General features: G+C 38.6%; 25 protein-coding genes. 20 read left to right on the top strand and 5 right to left on the bottom strand.

Annotated features, from left to right (window positions below):
• Nucleotides 1-64: 64 nt before the first annotated feature.
• On the top strand, nucleotides 65-439 hold the full coding sequence (locus ACZ5WS_RS12315) for a hypothetical protein (RefSeq protein ID WP_010389876.1): 375 nt from the start codon (nucleotides 65-67) through the stop codon (nucleotides 437-439).
• On the opposite strand, the gene fghA is transcribed toward ACZ5WS_RS12315, so the two are convergent.
• Nucleotides 393-1,235 (bottom strand): S-formylglutathione hydrolase, encoded by an 843-nt coding sequence (fghA, locus tag ACZ5WS_RS12310; protein ID WP_054200850.1) that lies wholly within the window; start codon nucleotides 1,233-1,235, stop codon nucleotides 393-395. The genes ACZ5WS_RS12315 and fghA overlap by 47 nt on opposite strands.
• Before the next feature lie 324 nt (nucleotides 1,236-1,559).
• On the bottom strand, nucleotides 1,560-2,681 hold the full coding sequence (locus tag ACZ5WS_RS12305; protein WP_138608554.1) for an S-(hydroxymethyl)glutathione dehydrogenase/class III alcohol dehydrogenase: 1,122 nt from the start codon (nucleotides 2,679-2,681) through the stop codon (nucleotides 1,560-1,562).
• Nucleotides 2,682-2,811: 130 nt separating this feature from the next.
• Between ACZ5WS_RS12305 and ACZ5WS_RS12300 the strand changes: the two genes are divergently transcribed.
• From ACZ5WS_RS12300 to ACZ5WS_RS12255, 10 genes are all read left to right on the top strand, one after another.
• On the top strand, nucleotides 2,812-3,684 hold the full coding sequence (locus ACZ5WS_RS12300; protein ID WP_171039641.1) for a LysR family transcriptional regulator: 873 nt from the start codon (nucleotides 2,812-2,814) through the stop codon (nucleotides 3,682-3,684).
• Nucleotides 3,685-3,820: 136 nt separating this feature from the next.
• Nucleotides 3,821-5,038, top strand: coding sequence for a lipoprotein-releasing ABC transporter permease subunit (locus ACZ5WS_RS12295; RefSeq protein ID WP_464708762.1), 1,218 nt, complete (start codon nucleotides 3,821-3,823; stop codon nucleotides 5,036-5,038).
• Nucleotides 5,031-5,729 carry a lipoprotein-releasing ABC transporter ATP-binding protein LolD gene (lolD, locus tag ACZ5WS_RS12290; RefSeq protein ID WP_464708761.1) on the top strand — a complete coding sequence of 233 codons (699 nt, stop codon included), beginning with the start codon at nucleotides 5,031-5,033 and terminating at the stop codon, nucleotides 5,727-5,729. Before ACZ5WS_RS12295 ends, lolD begins: the two co-directional genes overlap by 8 nt.
• Entirely contained in the window at nucleotides 5,719-6,963 is a 1,245-nt protein-coding gene (locus tag ACZ5WS_RS12285) for a lipoprotein-releasing ABC transporter permease subunit (protein WP_464708760.1), read from the top strand. Before lolD ends, ACZ5WS_RS12285 begins: the two co-directional genes overlap by 11 nt.
• A gap of 98 nt (nucleotides 6,964-7,061) precedes the next feature.
• On the top strand, nucleotides 7,062-7,535 hold the full coding sequence (locus ACZ5WS_RS12280; RefSeq protein WP_178956006.1) for a YehS family protein: 474 nt from the start codon (nucleotides 7,062-7,064) through the stop codon (nucleotides 7,533-7,535).
• A 401-nt stretch (nucleotides 7,536-7,936) separates the two neighbouring features.
• Nucleotides 7,937-9,289 carry an NADP-specific glutamate dehydrogenase gene (gdhA, locus tag ACZ5WS_RS12275; protein ID WP_178956008.1) on the top strand — a complete coding sequence of 451 codons (1,353 nt, stop codon included), beginning with the start codon at nucleotides 7,937-7,939 and terminating at the stop codon, nucleotides 9,287-9,289.
• 309 nt (nucleotides 9,290-9,598) lie between these two features.
• On the top strand, nucleotides 9,599-9,817 hold the full coding sequence (locus tag ACZ5WS_RS12270; protein ID WP_138608544.1) for a hypothetical protein: 219 nt from the start codon (nucleotides 9,599-9,601) through the stop codon (nucleotides 9,815-9,817).
• 220 nt (nucleotides 9,818-10,037) lie between these two features.
• A complete protein-coding gene (locus tag ACZ5WS_RS12265) occupies nucleotides 10,038-10,496 on the top strand; it encodes a carboxymuconolactone decarboxylase family protein (protein ID WP_178956012.1) in 459 nt (152 codons plus the stop codon).
• A gap of 31 nt (nucleotides 10,497-10,527) precedes the next feature.
• Nucleotides 10,528-11,259 (top strand): helix-turn-helix domain-containing protein, encoded by a 732-nt coding sequence (locus ACZ5WS_RS12260; RefSeq protein ID WP_464708759.1) that lies wholly within the window; start codon nucleotides 10,528-10,530, stop codon nucleotides 11,257-11,259.
• A 192-nt stretch (nucleotides 11,260-11,451) separates the two neighbouring features.
• The gene (locus ACZ5WS_RS12255) at nucleotides 11,452-11,715 is read left to right on the top strand and encodes a hypothetical protein (RefSeq protein WP_178956014.1); all 264 of its coding nucleotides are present in this window, start codon (nucleotides 11,452-11,454) and stop codon (nucleotides 11,713-11,715) included.
• Between the two features lie 335 nt (nucleotides 11,716-12,050).
• Here ACZ5WS_RS12255 and ACZ5WS_RS12250 read toward each other — a convergent pair whose 3' ends face one another.
• Nucleotides 12,051-13,058: an alpha/beta hydrolase gene (locus ACZ5WS_RS12250; RefSeq protein WP_464708758.1), complete on the bottom strand. Its 1,008-nt coding sequence runs from the start codon at nucleotides 13,056-13,058 to the stop codon at nucleotides 12,051-12,053.
• Nucleotides 13,059-13,139: 81 nt separating this feature from the next.
• On the opposite strand from ACZ5WS_RS12250, the gene ACZ5WS_RS12245 reads away from it, so the two are divergent.
• The 4 genes from ACZ5WS_RS12245 (at nucleotide 13,140) to ACZ5WS_RS12230 (ending at nucleotide 16,689) form a co-directional block, all read left to right on the top strand.
• Nucleotides 13,140-13,517, top strand: a complete 378-nt coding sequence (locus tag ACZ5WS_RS12245; protein WP_178956015.1) for a BlaI/MecI/CopY family transcriptional regulator — start codon at nucleotides 13,140-13,142, stop codon at nucleotides 13,515-13,517.
• Nucleotides 13,517-14,866, top strand: a complete 1,350-nt coding sequence (locus ACZ5WS_RS12240) for a peptidoglycan DD-metalloendopeptidase family protein (protein ID WP_464708757.1) — start codon at nucleotides 13,517-13,519, stop codon at nucleotides 14,864-14,866. Before ACZ5WS_RS12245 ends, ACZ5WS_RS12240 begins: the two co-directional genes overlap by 1 nt.
• A 47-nt stretch (nucleotides 14,867-14,913) precedes the next feature.
• Entirely contained in the window at nucleotides 14,914-15,582 is a 669-nt protein-coding gene (locus ACZ5WS_RS12235; RefSeq protein WP_464708756.1) for an alpha/beta hydrolase, read from the top strand.
• Between the two features lie 84 nt (nucleotides 15,583-15,666).
• Nucleotides 15,667-16,689 carry an acyltransferase family protein gene (locus ACZ5WS_RS12230; protein ID WP_464708755.1) on the top strand — a complete coding sequence of 341 codons (1,023 nt, stop codon included), beginning with the start codon at nucleotides 15,667-15,669 and terminating at the stop codon, nucleotides 16,687-16,689.
• Nucleotides 16,690-16,896: 207 nt separating this feature from the next.
• On the opposite strand, the gene ACZ5WS_RS12225 is transcribed toward ACZ5WS_RS12230, so the two are convergent.
• Nucleotides 16,897-18,630, bottom strand: coding sequence for an AMP-binding protein (locus ACZ5WS_RS12225; protein WP_464708754.1), 1,734 nt, complete (start codon nucleotides 18,628-18,630; stop codon nucleotides 16,897-16,899).
• 169 nt (nucleotides 18,631-18,799) lie between these two features.
• Entirely contained in the window at nucleotides 18,800-19,246 is a 447-nt protein-coding gene (locus tag ACZ5WS_RS12220) for a DUF3010 family protein (protein WP_010389888.1), read from the bottom strand.
• 374 nt (nucleotides 19,247-19,620) lie between these two features.
• Between ACZ5WS_RS12220 and thrS the strand changes: the two genes are divergently transcribed.
• The 5 genes from thrS (at nucleotide 19,621) to ACZ5WS_RS12195 (ending at nucleotide 25,077) form a co-directional block, all read left to right on the top strand.
• Nucleotides 19,621-21,531 carry a threonine--tRNA ligase gene (thrS, locus tag ACZ5WS_RS12215; RefSeq protein WP_008466944.1) on the top strand — a complete coding sequence of 637 codons (1,911 nt, stop codon included), beginning with the start codon at nucleotides 19,621-19,623 and terminating at the stop codon, nucleotides 21,529-21,531.
• Nucleotides 21,532-21,590: 59 nt separating this feature from the next.
• Complete coding sequence (infC, locus tag ACZ5WS_RS12210) at nucleotides 21,591-22,151, top strand: translation initiation factor IF-3 (protein WP_008466946.1); 561 nt, start codon at nucleotides 21,591-21,593, stop codon at nucleotides 22,149-22,151.
• Nucleotides 22,152-22,363: 212 nt separating this feature from the next.
• Nucleotides 22,364-22,564 (top strand): 50S ribosomal protein L35, encoded by a 201-nt coding sequence (gene rpmI / locus ACZ5WS_RS12205; protein ID WP_004587840.1) that lies wholly within the window; start codon nucleotides 22,364-22,366, stop codon nucleotides 22,562-22,564.
• A gap of 15 nt (nucleotides 22,565-22,579) precedes the next feature.
• Nucleotides 22,580-22,942 (top strand): 50S ribosomal protein L20, encoded by a 363-nt coding sequence (gene rplT, locus ACZ5WS_RS12200; protein WP_008110477.1) that lies wholly within the window; start codon nucleotides 22,580-22,582, stop codon nucleotides 22,940-22,942.
• A 317-nt stretch (nucleotides 22,943-23,259) separates the two neighbouring features.
• The gene (locus tag ACZ5WS_RS12195; RefSeq protein ID WP_464708753.1) at nucleotides 23,260-25,077 is read left to right on the top strand and encodes a M14 family metallopeptidase; all 1,818 of its coding nucleotides are present in this window, start codon (nucleotides 23,260-23,262) and stop codon (nucleotides 25,075-25,077) included.

Genomic DNA, 25,077 nt, shown 5'->3' with positions numbered 1-25,077 from the left:
ACTTTTTTAATGGAGTTACTCTATTAACTAAATAGTTAAAGTTGAAGCTACTAAAGGGTTAAACATGAAAAAAATATTTTTTTTATCACTACTGCTGATGCTTAATGGCTGTACATTTTTTGGCGTTATGTTGGATGGACAAGCAGCCTCAAATGCACAAGAAAATCAGCGGATGAAAAATCCAGCTCGGTCTACTCCTTATGAAAATCCATTTGAGCCAGTTCCCGTTGATAAGGACGGATTTTCTTTTGCAGAGCTAGGTTTAAAAATAGACTCTGCAGTATTTAGTTTAGTAAAAGGAGATGACGGTGTGATTAGAAAATGTAGGCAGGTTACTAAGGTCTTAAAAGAATGTGTAGAAGTAGATAAATCTACTCTACACAGTAATGAATCTAAGCAGTTAAAAACTGATGATGAAATAATAAGTGTTGGTCTATAAAACTACTAATGAAATAGTAACTATGGTCGTAACCAGCTTGCATTTCGAGTGTTAACGGATAGCCTTTCTGTGTAGCTACAGTTACTAACTTTTGTGGCTTAAGTTGCTCATCTAAAAAGTTATCTGCATCACCTTGGCTAACCAACATAGGTAAATAATCAGCTTGTTTGGCTTGTTGCATTAATTCGCAGCTATCATATTCTGCCCAGACTGATTTATCAGTACCTAAGTAGCCAGTAAAGGCTTTAACACCCCAAGGACAATCTATCGGGTTTACAATAGGGCTAAATGCTGTAGCGCTGGTATAAGCTTTAGGATTTTTAAGGGCAATCATTAATGCGCCGTGGCCACCCATAGAATGCCCAGAAATTGCTTTTTTAGTTGTTACTGGAAAATGTTGCTCTATTAATGCAGGTAGCTCCTTCACCACATAGTCGTACATATTAAAATGAGTATTGTAAGGTGCCTGCGTTGCATTGACGTAAAACCCTGCACCTTGGGCAAAATCGTAGCTATCTTCGTTAGGAACGTTTTCACCACGCGGACTGGTATCAGGTGCGACAATAGCAATGCCTAGCTCAGCCGCTTTTTTAAACGCGCCTGCTTTTTGCATAAAGTTTTCATCAGTACAGGTTAATCCTGATAACCAATAAAGTACTGGTACTTTATTTTTTTCACTGGCGCCTGGTGGTAAAAATACCGCAAAACGCATGCTGCAATGGGTGCTTGAGGAAGTATGGCTATACTGCTTATGCCAGCCACCAGCCACTTTTGCTGTTGAGATATTTTCTAACATAACAATCCTTAAAAGCCGTTACTTAATAGCAACGGCTGGTAATGGTGATTAAAAGAAATTAGGGTCTGTTGATCTTTCAAGGTTAAATTTGCAGCAGTCTGTTTGGTATTTAGGCAAGGCAGAGCCTATGTGGTGTGGTTATTCCCCATAAATAGGCGATAACGCAGCATCAATGCCAAACAGGCGCTGCCCGAAGGGTTCTGCCTAGGGGCGATTTACTCTTTGTTGCTTGGTTTTTACTTAGCCCACTAGGTTACAAACCTCGCGCCGCGATTAAACCGCCCCTAGTTTGAACAAATTTTAATCCGCAAAGGTCAACAGACCCTAGTAATGAATAACAGTACGAATACTCTTACCTTCGTGCATTAAATCAAAGGCATCGTTAATTTCTTCAAGGCTCATGGTATGGGTAATAAAATCATTAAGAGCGAATTCACCCGCCATGTAACGCTCTACAATTTCAGGAAGTTGCGAACGACCTTTAACGCCTCCAAATGCGCTACCACGCCATACACGGCCAGTAACAAGTTGGAACGGGCGAGTTGAAATTTCTTGGCCAGCACCAGCTACACCAATAATTACAGATTCTCCCCAGCCTTTATGACAACACTCAAGGGCAGAGCGCATTACATCAACGTTACCAATACATTCAAATGAGTAATCAACACCGCCGTCGGTCATCTCTACAATCACTTCTTGAATTGGCTTGTCGAAGTCTTTTGGATTAATTAAGTCGGTAGCACCGAGTTTAGTCGCAAGATCAAACTTGGAGGTGTTAATATCAATACCAATAATACGGCTTGCACCAGCCATTTTGGCGCCAATAATGGCCGACAAACCAATGCCACCTAGACCAAAAATTGCCACCGTATCGCCCGTTGTTACTTTTGCCGTATTTGTTACAGCGCCCATACCGGTAGTGACACCGCAGCCCAATAAGCAAATTTCCTCTAAAGAGGCTTCTTTATTTACTTTAGCTAGCGAGATTTCAGGAAGTACAGTGTATTCAGAAAAGGTCGACGTCCCCATATAGTGATAAATTGGTTGGCCGTCTTTGAAAAATCGCGTTGTGCCATCTGGCATTAAGCCTTTGCCTTGTGTTTCGCGTACAGCAGAGCACAAGTTGGTTTTACCTGAAGTACACATTTTGCATTCACCACATTCTGCGGTGTATAGAGGAATAACGTGATCGCCAACTTCTACACTTGTAACGCCTTCGCCCACAGCGTAAACCACCCCGGCACCTTCATGGCCTAAAATAGCGGGGAAAATGCCTTCAGGATCTTCACCTGATAAAGTAAAAGCATCTGTATGGCATACACCTGTGGCAGTAATTTTTACCATCACTTCGCCTTTTTTAGGCATCATCACGTCAACTTCTTCAACGCTTAAAGGCTGATTAGGGCCCCAGGCAATCGCTGCTTTTGATTTTATAAATTCAGACATGTGTATATCCTTTGTAGTGGTTTGAATATCAATTGTAGACCCAAACTGTTTGGGTGATGTGTCTATTGTATTTATTTCTATAACAATGATAATCTCTAAATTAATAAAACACTTTTACAGTATGGTAATAATAATGCGTTGGGAAGGGATTGATGAGTTTATTGCTGTTGGCGAAGAGGGAAGTTTTACTCAAGCTGCACAGGCGTTGGGTCTATCGGTTGCCCATATTAGCCGCCATGTTACTAAGCTTGAGCAACGGTTAAATACCCAACTTTTAACGCGTACGACCCGAAAGGTGGTATTAACCAAAGAAGGTGAGCAGTTTTTACACCAAGTAAAACATTTACAACACGCTATGGATGAAGCCACTCAGGGGCTCGCGTCTGTGCAAACATCCCCTAAAGGTAAAATTAAATTAACCGCACCGGTTATGTATGGTGAAAGTTTTATTATGCCGATAGTGCATTCGTTTATGCATGATCACCCCGAGGTAGAAGTAATCGCAACGCTCTCTAACGAGCAAGAAAACTTGCTGGAGGGCGGCTTTGATTTAGCCATTCGATTAGGCCATTTAAAAGATTCGAGTTTAAAAGCGCGACGCTTGAGCTCTCGGCGATTTATTATGTGTGCTGCACCAAGCTATTTAGCGCGTTTTGGCGAACCCCACACGTTAGGTGAACTTAACCAGCATCAATGCTTAATTGGTAACAGTAGTTATTGGCGAGTAAATGAAAACGGTCGTGACAAACATATTAAAGTAGCAGGGAGGTTGCATTGCAATAGCGGTTGGGCACTGGTTGACGGCGCTAAAAAAGGGTTGGGTATTGTTCAGTTGCCGGATTACTACATAGAGAATGAGACAAAAACAGGGCAGTTAGTACCAATATTAACAGCTTATCAACCTCAGCAAGAGGGTGTGTGGGGGCTGTATCCTCCTCGGCAATTTGTTGCTACTAATGTACGGGTATTACTTGATTATCTAGTAACAGGATTAAAAGTTTAGCTTGGCTTAGTGATTTGCTTATAATATAGCCAAGTATAAGATTTATAAATTATTTCTTACATTTATGGTGATATTCAATTGCGCTGAGTTCGTGCTACTATAAAGCCACACTTTTAGCATTAATGTTTTAATTAATATGTTTCAACCTGTTAGCCTGTTTATCGGACTTAGATATAGTCGCTCTTCCAAAGGCAATGCGTTTATTTCGTTTATTTCTTTTTTTTCTATTGCAGGTATAGCGATTGGTTTAATGGCGCTCTTTACAGTAAGTAGTGTCATGAACGGTTTTGAAAGCAGCCTGAAAATGAATATGCTCGGACTCATTCCACACGTTGAAGTGCAGGCAAAACAACACTCTAAAACGCAAATGAATACTCTTAAAGCTGATCTTGAGCAATCACCGTATGTTGATCATGTTAGTTTATACCGCCATGGTGAAGCCATACTACAAACAAATAAAGACCTGCATGGTGTGCTGCTGCAAGGGCTCTATGATAATGATGGCTCGCTTTATAAAATCACTGACAAAGTAGTGCAGGGGAATTGGCAAAGTGTATTAAATAATAATTATCACATTGCTATTAGCCGTTATCTAAGCCGTAAACTCGGCGTTGGTTTAGGCGACAAACTGCGCGTTATTATGCCTAATGCATCTACTTATACACCCCTTGGTCGTGTTCCTAGCCAACGTTTATTCAAAATTGCTGCTATTTATGAAACTGGTTCAGAAATTGACATGGGACTGGCATTTACCAGTGGTGTGTCATTGCAACGAGTATTAAAGCAAAGTAGCTCTACACCCCCTAATTTAAGTGTGTCACTGCATGAGCCATTTGCACTTGATGAATTTATTCAAGACAGCCAACTTATTCTGAAGAATTTTAAATACACCGATTGGCGCAGTAGCCAAGGCACTTTATTTGCCGCTGTGGCGATGGAGAAACGCATTATGTCTATGTTATTGGGCTTAATCGTGCTGGTGGCGGTGTTCAATATTGTGTCGGCGCTCACCATGATGGTGAGTGAAAAACAAAGCGAAGTTGCGATACTGCAAACACTAGGCCTAACGCCAAGCCAAGTACAAACTGTATTTATGGTTCAAGGTTTATATAACGGTGTGATTGGTACGGCAGTAGGTGCCTCTTTAGGTATTTTATTTAGCTTATATATTAATGAACTGCTGGCGTTAGTTGGCTTAAATTTATTATCGGGGATTTCACTTCCGGTCAAATTTGATGCGCTTAGCTTAAGTGTGATTGCGCTTTTAAGCTTAGCAATGAGCTTTTTAGCGACTTTATATCCCGCGCGCCAGGCCGCTAAAGTAAACCCAGCCGAGGTATTACGTTATGAATGATTTAGTAATTAGTTGTGAACAAATAAGTAAAGTGTACCAAGACGGGCAAAACCAAGTTGAGGTATTAAAAGGGGTTGATTTAGCCCTAACCCAAGGTGAAATGCTAGCTATTGTAGGTAGCTCAGGTTCAGGTAAAAGTACCTTATTGCATATTTTGGGTACCTTAGATACCGCCAGTTCTGGCAGTGCAAAAATCAAAAACCAAGATGTGGCTAAACTTTCTCGCAGCCAACAAGCCGCGTTTAGAAATCAAAACTTAGGGTTTATTTACCAATTTCATCATTTATTAATGGAATTTAGTGCGGTTGAAAATGTTGCTATGCCACTGTTAATAAAAGGCTTGAGTGCCAAAGAAGCAAATGTAAAAGCGCTCGACATGCTCGATAAAGTCGGCCTTGCGCACAGAAGTAGCCATAAACCGTCGGCACTGTCTGGTGGCGAACGCCAACGTGTTGCCATAGCGCGTGCTTTAGTGACTGAGCCTGCACTGGTTCTTGCAGATGAGCCAACGGGTAATTTAGATAAGCAAAACGCGATTAAAATTTACGATTTAATTAATCAGCTAAATAAAAGTTTAAACACCAGTTTTGTGGTGGTGACTCATGATTTAGAGCTTGCCGACAAGCTGGGTAAAATAGCGTATTTAGATGATGGTAAATTAACGATAAAAGAGTCGAGCCATGTTGCTTAGTGCCTTTATAAGTAAACGTTTCAGAGCCTATTCAGGCCATAAAGATGAAAAAAACGCGTTTGTTAGTTTTATTGCTAAGGCATCTACTATTGGTATTTTACTTGGTGTTGCCGTTTTAATTGTGGCGTTATCGGTGATCAATGGTTTTGAACAACAATTGGTTCATCGTTTATTAAGTGTAGTGCCACAAGTTGAATATGTAGCACCAAGCAGGCCGATTGCTGATTGGCCCAGCAAAGTCGAAAAATTAAAACAGCAACCACAAGTAACAGGAGCAGCCCCATTTATAGCAGTAAATGGTATGGCGCAATTTAAAAGCCAATTAAAAGCAGTTGAAATACGAGGTGTTGAGCCTTCGCTAGAGAGCGACGTATCAGCGGTTAACCAATTTACACAAGGTAAATTAGTCAGTCAGCTAGCACTTGAGGATGTTATTTTAGGCAAGCAAATTGTCACTCAACTTAATATATCAATAGGCGACAATGTCACTTTATTGATCCCACAAATTAGTGAAAAAGGACAATCATTACTTGCGCCAAAACGGGTTACGTTAACACTCGCAGGCATTATAGAAATGGGCGGGCCTATTGATAGCAGTGCCGCGTTTATTCACCTTAGCAAAGCACAACAAACCTTAGGTTACGATCAAAGCCAAGTAACCGGCCTACGTTTACGGGTTGATGATGTGTTTGCAGCGCACCAACTAGCGTTGAGAGTAGGGCAAACTGTTACTGATTACGTGTATATATCGAGTTGGTTTAGAACCCAAGGCAGCTTGTATCAAGACATTCAAATGGTGCGCACGATTGTTTATATTGTGGTGTTTTTAATTATTGCAGTCGCCAGTTTTAACATTGTTTCGTCATTAGTGATGGAAGTGCGCGAAAAAGAAGGCAATATTGCCATTTTAAAAACCATGGGTGCCAAAGACAGTACCATATTGGCTACTTTTGTAATGCAAGGCTTAACTCAAGCATTTGTTGGCGTAGTTTTAGGCTCTATTATTGGCGTTATTCTAGCAATCAATATTAGTGAGCTCTTTACTTGGCTGAGTTTATTGCTGGGTGAAAATCCGCTAGAAGGTGTGTATTTTATCGAATTCTTACCGAGTAAATTAGTTTGGCAAGATATAGTGTTAACTGTTATTGCCACCTTTGTGCTTGCAATATTGGCGACGCTGTATCCAGCATGGCAAGCAACACGTGTTGATCCGGCAAAAGTATTGGGTAATTAAACACAGTATTTAATAGGGCGCTTAGTGTAACTCTGATAAACTGCGCCGCTATTAAACAGCTTTTGTTTGCTGAGCACTTATTTTACCTGGGATTTACTTTGACAAATAACGATATTTTACGCCGTATTCGCTACACCTTTGATTTAACCGATTCAGCAATGGTTGACGTGTTCGCCGCTGCAGAGCACAGCGTCAGCACAGAGCAGGTGATTGCATGGTTAACTAAAGAGGGCGAGCAAGGTTACACCCCAATAAGTGACACCGAATTTGCGGTATTTTTAAATGGCTTTATAAATACCAAGCGCGGTAAGCGTGACGGTGAGCAGCCAATTCCAGAAACTAAATTAAACAATAATATTATTTTTATGAAATTACGTATTGCTTTAAATATGAAAGCAGAGGACGTAATTGCCACACTCGCCTTGGTGGATTTTGATTTAAGTAAGCATGAACTTAGTGCATTTTCACGTAAAGTTGAAAACAAACATTACCGTGTGTGTAACGATCAAGTTTTACGTTTATTTTTAACCGGTGTGCAGCGTACTTTTCGCCCAGATGGCGAAAAAGCTTAATGTATTTTATGGAGGTTGGTTAGCAACCTCCATTAAACCTCTTAAACGAACTCACTAAAATCTTCGCTATTATCAGTCTTACCCCTTCTACAACTTCAGTCTCATAAAGCATTTTATATTTTTGCGCTCGTAAAAACGTCGCGTCGTATTTTGTTTTACTATTTTTTTAATACTTTTAACGTGTTATTCATTAAAACTGGTTTTTTAGCATAAAAATTCTTTTTTAATGGGTTTTTATACAAAAGAAACAACAATTTAATTCAACATCAAACACGTGCATCCAGTTTATCTATGATGTTAAAGTGTAAAAATAATGATCGCATAATCAATTTCTCTACTAACAATAACGTTGATCATTTTTCCTGTTTCGAATTTAAAAATACCTACATGGAAGAGTAAATATGGATTATATACACAAAACTATTTCGCAATTAAAGCAGACGAGTCCTGCGCAATGTGAGTTTTATCAAGCTGTAGAAGAAGTGCTAGACTCTCTAGAGCCTATATTTTCGCAAACCAGTCACTACCAACAACAAGCAATTATTCAAAGAATGGTAGAGCCAGAGCGCCAATTAATGTTTCGTGTGCCTTGGGTTGATGACGAGGGCAATATTCAAGTCAATAAAGGCTACCGTATCGAATTTAATTCGGCGTTGGGACCATATAAAGGCGGCTTACGTTTTCATCCTAGTGTGAATGCCAGCATTATAAAGTTTTTAGGGTTTGAACAAATTTTTAAAAATGCACTAACTGGTTTGCCTATAGGTGGTGGCAAAGGAGGCGCTAATTTTGATCCTAAAGGACGCTCTGATGGCGAGATAATGCGCTTTTGCCAATCGTTTATGACCGAGTTATATCGTCATATTGGTCCTACAACCGATGTACCTGCAGGGGATATTGGCGTAGGGGCGAGAGAAATTGGTTATATGTTTGGCCAATACAAACGCTTAACAGGGCGCTATGAAGGCATACTAACCGGTAAAAGTTTACTTTGGGGCGGATCGCTTGCTCGCAAAGAAGCAACGGGTTATGGCGCGGTGTATTTTGCTAACTATATGCTTGAAGATCGTGATGACAGCTTATCAGGAAAACGCTGTTTAATTTCAGGCTCAGGCAATGTGGCAATTTATGCCATGGAAAAATTATATCAACTAGGGGCTACGCCTATTGCCTGTAGTGACTCAAAAGGCACTTTGTACGATGAGAGTGGCATTGATTTAAAACTTATTAAGCAATTAAAAGAACAGTCACGAGGATGCCTGAGTGACTACCTAGATACTCACTCTCAGGCAAAGTATACGCCTCGCGATGAGTACCCTCAGGATGGTCATGCTGTATGGCGTTACAGTGCGGATGCGGCTTTTCCTTGTGCTACACAAAACGAATTAACCCAAGCGGATGCAAAAGCACTACTTGAAAATGGCTGTATTTTAGTCAGTGAAGGGGCGAATATGCCCTCAACCAAAGAAGCGATTGATTGCTTTATTGAAGCAAAAATAGCTTATGCCCCTGGCAAAGCAGCGAATGCCGGTGGGGTAGCAACCAGTCAATTAGAAATGGCACAAAATGCCAGTATGCAAAGCTGGACATTTGAGCAAGTAGATGAAAAGCTTAAACAAATAATGAAAGATATATTCACAACAGCCAACGACACTGCAAAAGAGTTTGATCAACCCGGTAACTTACTTTTAGGCGCTAACATCGCTGGATTTAGACGTGTAGCCGATGCAATGATTGAACAAGGTGTAGTGTAACAGCTCGGTTAATATATAATTTTTAGTAGCTTATACCTGTTTGATAGTGACATTTAATAAGTGTTGAACGAACAGGCAGGTATGAGCGAAAGATAGTTATTGAAGTGAGGTGTCATTAGCTAAGTTATATTAAAAGGGCACTTTCGTCATTTCTACATATTCAAATAATCTACAAAAAGCATAATATTTATAACTAGCAATAGCTTACACTATTTGTTATTAATATAAGTTCATAAAATGAGGATGTTTTTCGTGAAGATAGAGAAGCTGTCCTCTAATAAAGCTGTGACATGCAAAAAGGAATTTCGTATGAATATCAATGCAACAATTCTCGGTCAATTTATTTTTATATCAATGATCGTAATAACTGGTTTAAGCTTTTATCTCGGTAAACGTAAAACCCAAAATGTTAAAACAACAACCTTTATTGGTTTTTTATTGTCATTTATACCGCTATTAGGTTTAATATTTGTCGCAGTTTTGGCACTCAAAAACGATGTTATAAATAATAATGACTCTACTATTTAGGTGCTTAATTTTATATAAAATCCATTTTAATTTTTATAAAACAGTTGGTTAGGCTCTGAACCATTACATATTGAAACCACTGTTTAGTGCGCTTAATATGACGTTAAAAGGCCTAATCTAACCCCAGCTTAAATTTAAAATGAATACGTGTCGAAAATATTCAATACCTATATTGATACAAAAGCTATCTTAGCTCCAACTACATTTAAGGAGGTGAGATATGTTTTTTCGTGCAAATTATTTTGAGCTAGCACCTAAAGCAATACAGATTCTGATGAACCAAGAAGACTATCTGCGTAAGCAATTTAGTATTTCAGAAACAGTAACAATCCCGATCTGGGAATTGATTAAACTAAGAGTGTCGCAGATGAATCAGTGTGCCTTTTGTATTGATATGCACAGCAAAGACGCATTGAGTCATGGGGAAACTCATGAACGTATTATTGGCTTAAGTGCATGGCGTAATATGCCTTTATATTCTAAGACAGAACTAGCTGCGCTCGATTGGGCTGAATATTTGACCCTAGCTAACCCCGTAGACGAAGAGTTTTATAAGAATACGGTAGAAGTATTAGGTGAAAAAGCTGTAGTGGATTTGACCATTGCCATTAATGCTATCAATAGCTGGAATCGAATTGCTAAGACGTTTATGCCAGAGGTAGGCAGCTATAAACCGTAATAAATTATTTGAACAGGCATTTAATTTTCAGTTGTCTCAACCATCGGGACAGCTGTCTGCGTTTGTGCAGGGAGTATGGTCAGCATCTGTACAGCAACCGGTTCCGATAGTAAAGCCGCTGTATTCTGATGCTGGCAGCGGCATTATTTTTAACCTTGTTGGTGACGTGATGATTGGCAATGAAACCCTGCCGGAAGGTGTCATTATGCTTGCTATAAATAAACAGACTGAGAATATTGTTCTGCAATCTGGAGCACAACTCTCAGGCATTCGTTTCCATCCAGCCATTTGCTATGGTGTTTTGGGACAGCATTACGACAAGCCAACACTTTTATTGCCAGAGGAAGACCAGCTTTATAACCTTTATGGGGTTTATAATGATCTCCGAATTCAAAAAGACATTGAAAGGCGAATTGAAACTCTGCACCGCTGGGCAGATAAAAACCTAGATTTTTCCAAAGTAATTCCAGCCCCTCTGAAGAAAGCACTAATGTATATCGAGCAGGATGAAACGCCGGGGCAACTAAGTGCAAGTATTGATTTGAGCCAACGGCAAATTGAGCGTATTTTTAAACTTTGGCTAGAAATGACTCCCAAACATTATCAGCGTATTTTGAGAATTAAAAAAACAATCAGCTTTTTACGATCACACAAAAAAGCAAACTTAGCGGATGTTGCTTACCAATTTGGATTTAGTGATCAGGCGCATATGACACGGGAATTTCGTACTTTTGTATGTATTACGCCAGGGCAAATAGAGTGAGTTTTTGGCTTTCATACTTGGTTACCGCCGGTAAATGTTTTTCAGCTAACTCAATAAAACTAATTTCGTGCAAAGCCTATTTATCAAATCATTAAACAGGATAAAAATAGTTGGCATTTGCTCCTTTTTCGCTTATTTTAGCCAACCATTTTTTGCCTCATAATGAGGTATCACTTTTGTAGGAAACGCACGATGAAAACAATAATCTTCAGTCTTTTAATAGTCACTACTTTATTTTCAGCTAGCACGTTCGCAAATAATGATTCGCAATACGAACAAATGGCAAAGCAACTTTCAAAACAGCTAGAAACTTCCATGAAAGTAATGAATAACCCAAAGTTAATTAAAGCCAATGCAAAATATATAAAAAGTTTATATGAAGCTTTGGTTGAAGAGGGTTTTACTAAAGAGCAAGCATTACAACTCGTTGCAGCAACTCTAGCAAGCAAAAAGTAAAACTAACGAGCCTAGTAACCATGTGAATACTAACAGCTCACTCAGTTTTGCTTCGCTTCACATTTTAGCAAATTATTACCAGCCCCTCCTGCGGGGCTATGGATCAAAACGGAGACCGGAGTATAACTATGCTATTAGCTAATCTCTTACACCGCGTTAGCTTAAGCTGACACCCATTCTAAAAATTCAATATGTAAAAGCGGACTTGTATTTTGAATTTGGTACAGTTTTAACAAATAAATAAAGTGACTGTTTTTAGATTTTATTCGCCTCATATCTAACTGATAATGCCAACTAATAAATTTGGAGTTTATCTGATAGGTAAGTACTAGCGATTATTTCTGTAATTGGTAAAATTTTACCAATCCTTTTGATAGCCCAATAGGAAAGGTCGAGTAATGATCGCTTCCTTCAACAACTTCCTCTTCTAGCTTTAATTTTTGGTAATTACGTGAGCGTAATAGATTTGCAAACTTCACATGACCTGCGACCATATCTTCTTTCATGCCATTTTCTAACGTTTCTAATGCGCCAGTTGCCATAAATACATTAGCCTGCAGCGATGTGTTTTTCTGGGCATATTTATTTTCTAACTCAAATATCCAATTATTCTTAAACCAGAGTGAAGGGCTGGTTAAGATATAAGTAGAAAACAACTCAGGCTTGGTCAACAATACCCAAGCGGCAAAAGATCCCCCCAATGATTGCCCAGACAATATTCTTTGTTCAGGGTTAACTCGGTAATTGCGCTCAATGTACTGAAAGATTTCTTTTTCAATAAATGCTAAGTATTCAGTTGCTCCACCTGTGGTGTATTTTATCCAGCTCTGATCAACGACAGGTGTTAAATCTCTAACTCGACTAAATTGACCGTCTTCTCCGTGAGCAAATGAAATACCAACAATAATGACTTTATCCATGTCTCGAACATGAGTGACACCAGCAGCTACTTTAAAAGTATAAGGTCCATCATTTAAGTAAAGTACAGGGTATTTTTTAGATTTATTCTCTACTAAGAAATAACTACGGGGTACTTTGATATATAAATCGTATTTCTTACCCAGCACTGTGGATTTGATTGTTACTACTTTACTGTTAGCAATTTCAAAACGATGGCCTTCAGCGAGTGCAAGATTGCTGCAAATTATATTGAGCATAAAAATTAAAGCTAAGTATTTTACAAAACACGAGGAGGAAATAATTAAACTGCATATTGTCAAAAAAGTAGTCGGTTTCATTTTGGCTAAATCCTTTGCTATCGATAATGTTAAAGTTGAAAAGTTTTTAGTATGACAAACAGTAACTTGATGTCCATCTAACGTTTTATCCAGTTTCAAACTCATAGTGCGACACGTGTCACGGTGTTGCGTTTTAACATACAGGATGTTAAAGTGCGACACAAGTCACACTTCTTGAGTCTTTATATGAAACCCAATTCAACAGAGTTAGAAATACTGAAATTACTTTGGAAAAAACAGCCACGTACAGCCAAAGAGATTCATGAACACTTAGAATCAAAGTATGGCTGGTCATACTCATCTACACGTAAAACCTTAGAAAGAATGGGCAATAAAGGAATTTTAGAGGTGGGCTCCTCTGGCAACAAAAAAACCTTTAAAGCATTAGTTGAGAAAATACCGACGCTAGCATCTTATATGCAGGAATTCGCAACCAATGTCTTAGAGTTAGATGAACCACTCCCTGTCACTATGTTCGCTGATAGCCGTTTAATAAATAAAGCTGAAGTCGATGAATTAGAGGAATTGTTAAATCAACTTTCAAAGGATGAAAAACAAAAGTAGTGGACTCTTTCATTATTCAATTCATAGTAAATAGTATTTTTCCTTGGCTTATATTTTCTGGGCTTGTTTATGTTTGCTCATCTTATATAACCAAGCACGACAATACCTCGCCAGGTATTTGGTGGTCTGCGCTTATAGCCAGCTTTTTACCTTTTATTCCTTTATCTCTTGGCACTATTAATATACCTATCCCTGATTTCGATTATATAAGCTCTAGTTTGCAAAGCGCACAAATAGTAAAGCAAGCCAGTATAACCCATGTAAGTTTGCAGAAAATTGATTTAATCTCAACAGCGCTAATTGTTGGTTACTTTGGTTTTACCTGCTTAAAACTCGTTAAATTATTGCTTGTGTGGCAGAAACTCAAAAGCTTAACGAGATCTTCTGAGTCAATAAATGAGCTGTCGACTAGTAAGGTGAAGATTGTCATTTCCTCGCAAAACCACAGTCCTTTTGTCATTGGTATAACAACAGCCTATGTTGTGCTACCTCATTATTTTTCATTCCTAAATAAAGATCAGCAAGGCATTTTGATTCAACACGAGCTAACCCATATTACAAACAAAGATCATATTACGATTCTTTTATGGAGGATCTTAAGCATCGTTTTATGGATAAACCCATTTGTTAAAAAGATGGAATGGCAGTTTATTCGCGCTATGGAGCATAGGTGTGATAGACATACAATATGTCGCTTTAATCTCAATAAACATGATTATGCTAAGGCACTGCTGCAATCATTAAAAAAGAGCATTCAATTTAGTAACAACAATCCAGTCGCTCAATTTAGTTCTGCTGTGCTTTGTGCTGATGATTACAAAGCGAGGCTTTCAAATATTGCTTCGCCATCGAGTAAAAGCAAACTTGCTTTAACTTTTAAGTTCTTCTTAATGATACTGGTTATTTTTAGTCTGCATACATTTTTAAAAGACCCCGCAATGACAGGGAAGCTCACTTGGCAACATCCACTAAATAGCCATACGATCAGCTCAACATTTCGTAGCATAAGCAAAGTCAGAGGATATAAACCGCATCAAGGTATAGACTATGTTGCCCAAAGAGGAAGCCCTGTGCTGTCTGCTGCAGATGGAGTAATAGTTATTTCAGGTAACAAAACCTTGCATTCGAACTATGGAAATACTGTATTAATTCAACATAAAAGTGGCTATCAAACGTTATATGCGCACCTAGAATCAAGTGACGCTAAAGTCGGCTCTTGGGTTAAAGCAGGGCAGGTTATTGGTATCATTGGTGATACAGGTAAAACGACAGGGGTTCACCTGCACTTTGAAGTAATTAAAGACAACCAAAGAGTTGATCCTAGTTTAGTCCTCGTTACTAAACCATAAAATAATGGCTTTTATTTCAAATGTTTATAGAGTTATAAAGGTGTAATATGTATCAAAAGCTGCTTTTTATTATTTTTACTTTTCTTTTTAGTTCATTTAGCTATGGTGGCAAAGTATATGAGAGCTTCCCAGACAAAGTAAATCCATCAGAGCATTATGTTTTTTATTCTCACGGATTCATTGTAGAGGGTAAAGATCCCACACCTATTCATGAGCGTTGGGGGCAATATAACTTTCCAGCGATTAAACAGGAACTTGCCGACTCAAGCTATCATTTAATTGCTACTCATCGGCCAGCTAAGACTCACCCTTTTAACTACGCTCAACAGCTATCTAAACAAGTAACTAAGTTACTAAAAAATGGCATACCTGCGAGCAATATATCGCTAGTTGGCTTTTCTCGCGGCGGTTTTATTTCGGCAATTACATCGAGCCATTTAAAAAACATCGATATTAACGTTGTGATTTTAGCGGCTTGTACCAGTGGATTAGCTAAAAAAGCAGAAATAGCTATTTATGGTCATTTATTTTCAGTCTATGAAACCTCTGATTCTGTTGGTTCGTGTGACGATGTCGTTAATAGAAGCATTAATACGGTTAGTTCTTACACAGAAATATCTATTTCAACGGGTAAAGAACATGGCGCTTTTTTCACACCGAGAAAAGAATGGATATTACCCGTTAAAGCGTGGCTCAAACGTAAAAAGATTCAGTAATATCGTATAAGCCTAAGTTCACATAGCCGAGAATTAAATTTAAACAATTTTAAAAAATAATAAGCTAAGGATAAAATCAACTTCATGGAAATTAGAAAATTAAATTCTCTAAGAGCTTTAGCTGCCCTTATTGTATTTGTTACTCACTTTTCAGATATTACTCATTGGTTAAATGGTTCACTAGGCGGCGGTTCAGGAGCCTATGGCGTAATGTTATTTTTCCTTCTTAGTGGTTTCTTAATGTCATTTCTCTATTTAGATACCAAATTTAGCAGAGCGAACATTAGACGATACGTACTAGCTAGAGCCGGACGAGTTTTACCTCTGTACCTTGTAATTGTTTTTAGCTCTTACTTATTAACTCAAAATAATTATGACATTTTATACAACATAACTGATCTTAATTCGCTAATAGGTCACCTTTTGTTCATGCATGGTGAAAGCGTACTTTGGACAATTCCACCAGAAATACAATTTTATATAATCTTACTCGTTTTTTGGTTTTTAGCAGGCGATAGAAAAGGGTATATATATTTACTAATTGTGACTTTTATGATGTTTTGGTACTTGGCTGACTTCCCAAGAGTATTTGGTGAAATTAAAAGTATTGATTACAACATATTTAGTACTTTAAGAACGTTACCGTACTTTTTTATTGGCGTTATATTTGGTTTGCATTACAAATTATTTAAAGTGCCGAGTTATATGAAGAGCAACTGGTTTATATTAGCTTTGTGTTTAATACCTTTATTGTATCCTGAGTTTTCACCTATTAACGAGGGTGACAAGAAAAGAATGTGGCTTAGTTATGAAGTTCTATTTGTTATGAGTACAGTATTCTTTTGTGTTGTTTTTTTAATCCCAGACAACAATATTTTTTTAGCAAATAGGGTTGGTGACTTTTTAGGTAAAGTGTCTTACTCATTTTATTTACTACATATGCCTATTATTGGAATGGTGAATAAGTTTAATTTAAATATTGAGCTTAAACTGTTGCTATCACTAAGTCTGAGTGTTTTTTTTGCGCATCTATCGTACGTATTCTTTGAAAGGCCTATTGCAAATAAAATTAGAAGTGCCTCAAATAAAAAGAAGCTCAACATTTAGATTTTACACATTTAAGGAAGCTAGAATGTTTATTAAACTGGACTTTGTTGTTTATTCTGCTCCATATCACTAGGTGCGAAAGAAAATAGAGAGTTTAAAATTCGAAATACGCATCCCCTAATGTTGCTGAGCCTTAGGTTGATAATTTATATTTAAAATACAATGCAACGTTTAATCGTTGCATTGTAATAAAGTAGCCGTTAATTATTACGAAAATGCAGATTCGGCGAGCTCTTCTTGCATTTGTTCGCGCATTTTAAATTTTTGCAATTTGCCGGTTACTGTCATCGGGTAATGTTCTACAAAACGAATGTATTTAGGCTGTTTAAAGTAGGCGAGTTTGTCCTTTAAAAATAATCGAATTGCTTGCTCATCAAGCACTTCACCTTCTTTAGGCTGGATCCAAGCACACACTTCTTCGCCAAATTTTTCATCGGTAATACCAAAAATTGCCGCATCTTGTATCCCTGGGTAGGTGTATAAAACCTCCTCAATCTCACGGGGATATATATTTTCACCACCGCGAATAATCATGTCTTTAATTCTGCCAACAATACTAACAAAGCCTTCACTGTCCATTACTCCTAAATCGCCTGAATGTAACCAACCTTGATTATCGATAGTGGCTTTGGTTTTCTCTTCATCATTCCAATAGCAGCGCATAATGCCGGCACCACGGCTACAGACTTCACCGGGTTGGCCTATTTTTTGAACATCACCCAGTTCATCAATAATTTTTACTTCAGTGTGCGCAAGCGCTCGTCCTACTGTGGTGACTTGACGCTCAATTGATGAGTCGGTTTCAGTGATATTGTTGATTGGGCTACACTCTGTTTGTCCATAGGCTATAACGACTTGGTTCATATTCATGAGTGTTTGTACTTTACGCATAACTTGTTCGGGACAGGTTGAGCCTGCCATAACGCCGGTTCGTAATGTACTTAAATCATAATCACTGAAGTTATTAAGCTCCAATTCGCTTATAAACATGGTAGGCACGCCATGAAGCGCGGTGCATTTTTCTTGTTGTACCACCTCTAATGTGGTTTTTGGATCGAAAGAATCACTTGGATAAATAGCTGCAGCGCCTTTACTTACGCACAATAAGCTGCCTAAAACCATGCCAAAGCAATGATAAAGGGGTACAGGGATACACAGCTTATCATGTTCAGTAAAATGCATTGCTTGGGCAACAAGCAGTGCATTATTAAGAATGTTTTTATGCGTTAGCGTAGCCCCTTTAGGATTCCCTGTGGTACCTGAAGTAAATTGAATATTAATGTCTTGATTACAATTTAGAGTTTTTGCCACTGCTTGAAGTTCTAACTGGTGAGCGTCTGAGGGCATGGCGAGTACTTCATTAAACGAAAACATACCATTTACTGGCTCATCACTTATACAAATTACATTTTTTAATGAAGGGAGCTTAGCGGCTTTTAATTCCCCTTTTTGGCAACTATTTAGCTCTGGGGCTAAACTTTGTAGCATATTAACGTAGTGACTGCCCTTAAATGAGGTAGCAGTAATAAGCGTGGAACATTCAACACTATTAAGTGCATATTGCAGTTCACTGGGGCGGTAAGCTGGGTTAATACACACCATGATTGCGCCGATTTTAGCCGTTGCAAATTGAGTTAAGCACCATTGTATATTATTGGGTGACCAAATTCCGACCCTGTCACCTGATTTAACCCCTAATGCCAATAACCCCATAGCAAGCTGATCAATCTGCTGCTGAAACTCCTTGTAGTTTAAGCGAATATTTTGGTGAGCAACAACAACTGCCAATGCCTCTGGGTTATTGTCGACAATTGAATCAAGGTATTCTCCAATAGTTTGCTCTATTAGCGGTGTGCTTTGAATCCCCTTAAAATAACTATTTGATAGCGGTATAGTGTTTATTTGTTCTACTTCTTTATGCACTGTTTGTGTCGCTTTCATGACATTCTCCATGTTTTTATCTATCCAAGGCTTGTTGATTAAATAAACATGAATTGTCGACAAAGGGAAGGGGGTTAGACTAATGTCTTACACTTTTATTTGAAAATTTAGACATAAAAAAACGCGTAATATTGAGCTATTACGCGTTTTTACAAGGATGCAATTGGTATTACATTTCGTCGCTGCGGTAGGTTTTTTTCATGATATAAACGTAAGCATTAACGAATGCATTTTCTTGATATTTTTTAAGGCCAGTGTCTTCGAACGCGATAGGGATTGGGTTGCGTTTTACTTGCTCTTTTATTTCAGTAGTTGAAAACACGCGAACATCGAGGTTGTCGATTAATTGAATAGCCGTTTCCATTTTGAACCCTTTAGCGCTACCTGCAAATTTACCTTTGGGCTGGCGTTCGCGAATGGCAACAGAATCAATTTGGTAATCTTGCATCAGCTTTGCAAAATCAAATTGAAATTTACGCATTATTTCAGTGTCGTTACCGTTACCTAATGTAAAGCGTGTTTGGCGCACGTCACGAATATCAAAAACGTCGTTATCTTTACTTAAAATACAAAGTAGTACATCGCTACCGGTAATTTCTACACCACATGTTCTCATTGTTAATCTCTACTATAACTTAATTACCGGTTATTATACGCAACACGCATTAAAATGCGAGTTTAAGCACTTTGTGTGCTGCTTTAATATAGTGCTTTATGTTAATTTGATGCGACGTGACTGAAGAAAAGTTATTAATTGCACATTTATGTTAAAAATGCGTGGTTTTTAGTAGCTTAAAACTTGTAATTAACGCTGCAGCACGCGACAATATCTTTTTTGTAGTTGAGCAGACTCAGCATCTACATTAGCCTTTGACGGCGAAAAATAGTCAATGCTTATTCGTAAAAGCGTTGTCGAGTCATTCTCATTTAATTAATTAAAAAATACACGTGATACATTGTAGGTGTCACCACTGTATGTAAGGATTTATAATGCCAGTTATTACTCTCCCTGACGGTAGTCAGCGTAGTTTTGAAAACCCTGTAAGCACGCTTGATGTTGCAAACGATATTGGCCCTGGTCTTGCTAAAGCAACCATCGCCGGCCGTGTTAATGGTGAACGTGTGGATGCATGTGATTTAATTTCAGCCGATTCTCGTCTTGAAATTATTACAGCAAAAGATGACGATGGTTTAGAAATTATTCGCCATTCTTGTGCCCACCTAATTGGTCATGCAGTTAAGCAACTTTTCCCAGACGCTAAAATGGCGATTGGTCCTACTATCGATAACGGTTTTTACTATGATATTGATATGGAACATTCGTTATCTCAAGATGATCTTGATGCGATTGAAAAGCGTATGTTACAGCTTGCAAAAACAAACTACGATGTAGTGAAAAAAACCGTTAGCTGGCAAGAAGCACGCGATACGTTTGCGGCGCGTGGCGAAACATACAAAATAGAAATTCTTGACGAAAATATTGCTCAAGATGATCGTCCAGGTTTATACCACCACGAAGAATACGTAGATATGTGTCGTGGACCACACGTTCCTAACATGAAATTCTGTCAAAACTTCAAAATTATGAAGGTAGCAGGTGCATACTGGCGTGGTGATTCTGAAAATAAAATGCTGCAGCGTATTTACGGCACAGCGTGGGGCGATAAAAAACAACTTAAAGCGTACTTAAAGCGTTTAGAAGAAGCTGAAAAACGTGATCACCGCCGTATTGGTAAAGCACTTGATTTATGGCACTGGCAAGAAGAAGCGCCAGGCATGGTATTTTGGCACAACGATGGTTGGAGCATTTACCGTGAATTAGAAGAATTTGTGCGTGAAAAATTACGTGAGTACCAATACGAAGAAGTAAAAGGTCCAATGATGATGGATCGTTCGTTATGGGAAAAATCAGGTCACTGGGAAAAATATTCAGAAGCCATGTTTACCACGGAGTCTGAAAAGCGTGAATACGCAATCAAGCCAATGAACTGTCCAGGTCACGTACAAATATTTAACCAAGGTTTAAAATCATACCGTGATTTACCTCTGCGTATGGCTGAGTTTGGTTGTTGTCACCGTAATGAGCCATCAGGCGCACTTCACGGTTTAATGCGTGTGCGTGGCTTTACCCAAGATGATGCACATGTATTCTGTACTGAAGAGCAAATCATGGATGAAGTATCGGCCTGTATTAAAATGGTTTACGATACGTATGAAACATTCGGCTTTGAAAAAATTGTAGTTAAACTTTCAACTCGTCCAGAGCAACGCATTGGCGAAGATGAAATGTGGGACAAAGCTGAGCTTGCACTTGCTGATGCACTTAAGGCAAATGACATTGAATTTGATTATCTACCAGGTGAAGGGGCGTTTTATGGCCCTAAAATTGAATTTACTTTGTACGATTGCTTAGACAGAGCGTGGCAGTGTGGTACAGTGCAACTAGACTTTGCATTACCTGGTCGTTTAGGCGCAACATATGTGGCTGAAAATAACGAACGACGTACACCTGTTATGATACACCGCGCTATATTAGGGTCTATTGAGCGCTTCATCGGTATTTTAACAGAAGAATATGCTGGTTTATTCCCAACGTGGCTTGCGCCTAAGCAAGTGGTGATTATGAATATCACCGATAAACAAGCACCGTATGTTCAGGAAATTGTACAAAAATTAAATAAACTTGGAATTAGAGCCGCTGCTGACTTGAGAAATGAGAAGATTGGCTTTAAAATCCGTGAGCATACACTTAAGCGTATTCCTTACTTATTGGTTGTTGGCGACAAAGAAGTTGAGCAACAAGAAGTAGCAGTACGAACTCGCACAGGTGAAGACCTAGGCAAATTTAATGTCGATGATTTTGTAGCTAAAATCAGTGAAGAAATCAAAAATCGACAGTAAAAATCGAGCGTGTAGGGCAAGCAAAAATAGCCAGCTACACGCTTATATTATTGATATTCTTGGAGGAACGTACTATTAGAGGCGGCAAGAAAGGGCAACAAACAGCTCAAAAAAATCGTATTAACGAAGAAATTACAGCGCAAGAAGTTCGTTTAATCGACATCGACGGCGAACAAGCTGGAATTCAGTCATTAAAAGACGCGCAAGCTATGGCTGATGCAGCGGGTGTTGATCTTGTAGAGATCAGTCCAAATGCTGAGCCGCCTGTTTGTAAGGTTATGGATTACGGTAAGTTCATCTTTGAAAAAAGCAAAGAACTAAAAGAGCAGAAGAAGAAGCAAAAGCAGATCCAGATTAAAGAAATCAAATTCCGTCCAGGTACGGATGAAGGTGATTATCAGGTTAAGCTACGCAACTTACGCAAGTTCTTAGAAGCTGGCGATAAAGCTAAGATAACTATCCGCTTCCGTGGTCGTGAAATGGCTCACCAAGAAATTGGTATCGAATTATTAAACCGTATTAAAACCGATTTAGAAGAATTAGCAGTTGTTGAATCTTTCCCAAATCGTGTTGAAGGCCGTCAAATGGTTATGATGATGGCGCCGGTTGCTAAAAAGTAATAATTAGGCGATAATACGCACCGAATTTAGCTCAGGTTTGCAAGTGATATGAAAATGTCCACCTGAGTTAACCGGTTTTAAAGTAAAATTGCGGTATTTATATCGGGTTTTCACCGGAACATAGCAGTAAGTTAGGCCTTTAAAGTGGAGCTATAGCAATATATCTCACGCCTTCTTACTAATTTTAAAGCAATACAATTGGAGTTATTGCAATGGCTTACAAGCTAAAAAGTCACAGAGGCGCAGCTAAGCGTTTCAAAAAGACTGCTTCTGGCGGTTTCAAGCGTAAACAAGCGCATCTTCGTCACATTCTGACTAAGAAAACTTCTAAGCGTAAGTTACACCTACGTCCTAAGATGATGGTTCATAAAAATGACCATGGTCTAGTTTCACGTATGTTACCATTCGCTTAATAGGGGTTTTTAGAAATGGCAAGAGTTAAACGCGGCGTTGTCGCACGTGCACGTCACAAAAAAGTTTTAAAACAAGCGAAAGGTTACTACGGAGCACGTTCACGTGTTTACCGCGTAGCCTTCCAGGCTGTTACTAAAGCGGGTCAATACGCTTACCGTGACCGCCGTGCTAAGAAACGTACTTTCCGTCAATTATGGATTGCACGTATCAATGCTGCTTCACGTCAAAATGGTCTGTCTTACAGCCGTTTTATTAATGGTCTTAAAAAGACATCTGTAGAAATCGATCGTAAGATCCTTGCAGATATCGCTGTTTACGACCAAGTTGCATTTGCAGCGCTTGTAGCAAAAGCAAAAGAAGGCCTAGCGGCAGCTTAAGTTTTTGTATAAGTATTGAAAAGGAGCCTATGGCTCCTTTTTTTGTGCCTGCTATTTACTGTTTTAGCTATGTCATACCTTTTAGTGCCGTGTATCCATTTAACTTAACTAGCTAAACCAGAATTTTAGGCATGTTCATTGTTGCTCTTAAGGTTGATATTAATTATGTTTTTATCAGCACTTGACTAGGACTTGAGCAAATAATCAAAGGAAACTGCAATTGGCTGCATTTTTTTGTTGAACTACCGCAGTTTTGGCATCTAAAAAGCTTTAATTGCTATAATTTTTTTTAATTAATGCGTTTGCTAGAGAAGTATATGTTTATAAGTTTATTGGTTTTATCTGCAAGTATGGCGAATAACAGTCATTTACCGCCATTATTACCATGGGAAGGTGCGAGCACATCGCTATTGCAACAACAGGGACCTTTAACCACAGACTTTGAAATTTCTGCAGGAGTCTCGTCTCCTAATTATGCTGATACCATGGCATTTGTTGATAGGTTGGTAGCGGCTAATCCCACTCAATTTAAATCAAAAACGATTGGCTATAGTAATAGTAAACGTGCAATAAAAATGTTGATTGCCAGCGAACAAGGCTTTTTTGATGCTGGGCAAATGGCTAACAGCACTAAACCAACTGTGCTTATTCAGGCTGGTATTCACGCCGGTGAGATTGATGGTAAAGATGCAATGTTTATGTTGCTTAGAGATATTGCCACGGGTAAACGTCGCGATATATTAAAAAAGGTAAACATTTTATTTATTCCCATTCTTAATGTCGATGGGCATGAACGCAGTAGTGCATTTAATCGAATCAATCAGCGCGGCCCAGTAAAAATGGGTTTTAGAACAAATGCTAATAACCTTAATTTAAATCGTGATTTCACTAAATTAGATACCCCCGAGGTTAAAAGCGTACTTGCAGTCATTAACGATTATAATCCTAATTTATATATAGACGTGCATGTGACTGATGGGGCCGATTACCAATATGATGTCACCTACGGCTATAACCCAGTATTTGCTAGCGAGTCGCCCGCTATTTCGGATGCACTCAACCGTTACTTTAAACCTGTTATTGATCAAACCTTAACTGAGCAAGGACATATCCCTGGCCCTTTAGTGTTTGTTATGGATAAACAAGAATTTAAATCAGGTTTAGCAGGTTGGGTGGCGACGCCTCGTTTTTCTAATGGCTGGGGTGATTTAAGGTCATTGCCAACTATTTTAGTCGAAAACCATTCTTTAAAACCCTATAAGCAACGCGTGCTAGGGACTTATGTATTTATAGATGGTGCTATTGAAGCGTTAGCAAACCATAAAGATAAACTCGCCAATGCGGTAAAAAAAGAACAGCAATTTGTGCCTAAGCAATTAATTGTTAAACGTAGCTACGCTGAGCAAGCTGATCATATCAAATTTAAAGGCATTGCTTATTCTAAGAATATGAATGCTTTATCAAATCAGCAAGAAGTAAGTTATTTAGGTAAAAAGCAAGATTATGACAAGCTGCCTATTTTTTGGCAAAAAGAAGTACAGCACACGGTTGAAGTCCCTAAATCGTTTTTTATCCCGCCAGTGTATACCGATATTATCGAAAAGCTTGCTTTACATGGGGTATCAATTAATAAACTCAGTGGCGCCAATACTCAGCCGTTGAAAATGGCAAAAGTGGCGCAATATAGCTTTGATAAAGCACCATTTGAAGGACGATTTAGAGTGTCGGCACGTTTTAACTATGAACCGGCCACGAATGTTGATTTAGATGGTTGGTTTGAGGTCAGTACCCAACAAAAAGCAGGCGAGTTAGCTGTGCATTTATTGCATCCAGAAGCTCCTGACTCTTTTTTTGCATGGGGTGAATTTAATACAATTTTTCAGCGAACAGAGTATATGGAAAATTACGCATTGCTCCCATTTGCTGAGAAAATGCTCAGTGATGATCCTAAATTAGCAAAAGCATTTAATAAAAAACTGAAGCAAGATAAAGCATTTGCTACAAATTCTGAGGCGCGCTTAAATTGGCTCTATGAACATAGCCCGTTTTACGATCAAGCTTATTTAAAATACCCAATTTTAATGTCGTATGAACAAGATATAGTTATTCCAGCGCAAAAAAATAAAGAAATATAA

The sequence above is a fragment of the Pseudoalteromonas sp. 11L1 genome (assembly GCF_055397545.1).
Note: the sequence above shows the minus strand (reverse complement) of the source record. Positions and strands in the feature narration are given on the sequence as shown.

What these genes read in the sequence shown, in the direction of transcription:
- ACZ5WS_RS12270 (WP_138608544.1), top strand. Translation starts at nt 9,599, where the DNA reads ATGAATATCAATGCAACAATTCTCGGTCAATTTATTTTTATATCAATG.
- ACZ5WS_RS12225 (WP_464708754.1), bottom strand. Translation starts at nt 18,630, where the DNA reads ATGAAAGCGACACAAACAGTGCATAAAGAAGTAGAACAAATAAACACT.
- gdhA (WP_178956008.1), top strand. Translation starts at nt 7,937, where the DNA reads ATGGATTATATACACAAAACTATTTCGCAATTAAAGCAGACGAGTCCT.
- ACZ5WS_RS12195 (WP_464708753.1), top strand. Translation starts at nt 23,260, where the DNA reads ATGTTTATAAGTTTATTGGTTTTATCTGCAAGTATGGCGAATAACAGT.
- ACZ5WS_RS12315 (WP_010389876.1), top strand. Translation starts at nt 65, where the DNA reads ATGAAAAAAATATTTTTTTTATCACTACTGCTGATGCTTAATGGCTGT.
- ACZ5WS_RS12235 (WP_464708756.1), top strand. Translation starts at nt 14,914, where the DNA reads ATGTATCAAAAGCTGCTTTTTATTATTTTTACTTTTCTTTTTAGTTCA.
- thrS (WP_008466944.1), top strand. Translation starts at nt 19,621, where the DNA reads ATGCCAGTTATTACTCTCCCTGACGGTAGTCAGCGTAGTTTTGAAAAC.
- lolD (WP_464708761.1), top strand. Translation starts at nt 5,031, where the DNA reads ATGAATGATTTAGTAATTAGTTGTGAACAAATAAGTAAAGTGTACCAA.
- rplT (WP_008110477.1), top strand. Translation starts at nt 22,580, where the DNA reads ATGGCAAGAGTTAAACGCGGCGTTGTCGCACGTGCACGTCACAAAAAA.
- ACZ5WS_RS12265 (WP_178956012.1), top strand. Translation starts at nt 10,038, where the DNA reads ATGTTTTTTCGTGCAAATTATTTTGAGCTAGCACCTAAAGCAATACAG.
- ACZ5WS_RS12220 (WP_010389888.1), bottom strand. Translation starts at nt 19,246, where the DNA reads ATGAGAACATGTGGTGTAGAAATTACCGGTAGCGATGTACTACTTTGT.
- ACZ5WS_RS12245 (WP_178956015.1), top strand. Translation starts at nt 13,140, where the DNA reads ATGAAACCCAATTCAACAGAGTTAGAAATACTGAAATTACTTTGGAAA.
- ACZ5WS_RS12285 (WP_464708760.1), top strand. Translation starts at nt 5,719, where the DNA reads ATGTTGCTTAGTGCCTTTATAAGTAAACGTTTCAGAGCCTATTCAGGC.
- ACZ5WS_RS12250 (WP_464708758.1), bottom strand. Translation starts at nt 13,058, where the DNA reads ATGAGTTTGAAACTGGATAAAACGTTAGATGGACATCAAGTTACTGTT.
- ACZ5WS_RS12230 (WP_464708755.1), top strand. Translation starts at nt 15,667, where the DNA reads ATGGAAATTAGAAAATTAAATTCTCTAAGAGCTTTAGCTGCCCTTATT.
- ACZ5WS_RS12295 (WP_464708762.1), top strand. Translation starts at nt 3,821, where the DNA reads ATGTTTCAACCTGTTAGCCTGTTTATCGGACTTAGATATAGTCGCTCT.
- ACZ5WS_RS12255 (WP_178956014.1), top strand. Translation starts at nt 11,452, where the DNA reads ATGAAAACAATAATCTTCAGTCTTTTAATAGTCACTACTTTATTTTCA.
- fghA (WP_054200850.1), bottom strand. Translation starts at nt 1,235, where the DNA reads ATGTTAGAAAATATCTCAACAGCAAAAGTGGCTGGTGGCTGGCATAAG.
- rpmI (WP_004587840.1), top strand. Translation starts at nt 22,364, where the DNA reads ATGGCTTACAAGCTAAAAAGTCACAGAGGCGCAGCTAAGCGTTTCAAA.
- ACZ5WS_RS12305 (WP_138608554.1), bottom strand. Translation starts at nt 2,681, where the DNA reads ATGTCTGAATTTATAAAATCAAAAGCAGCGATTGCCTGGGGCCCTAAT.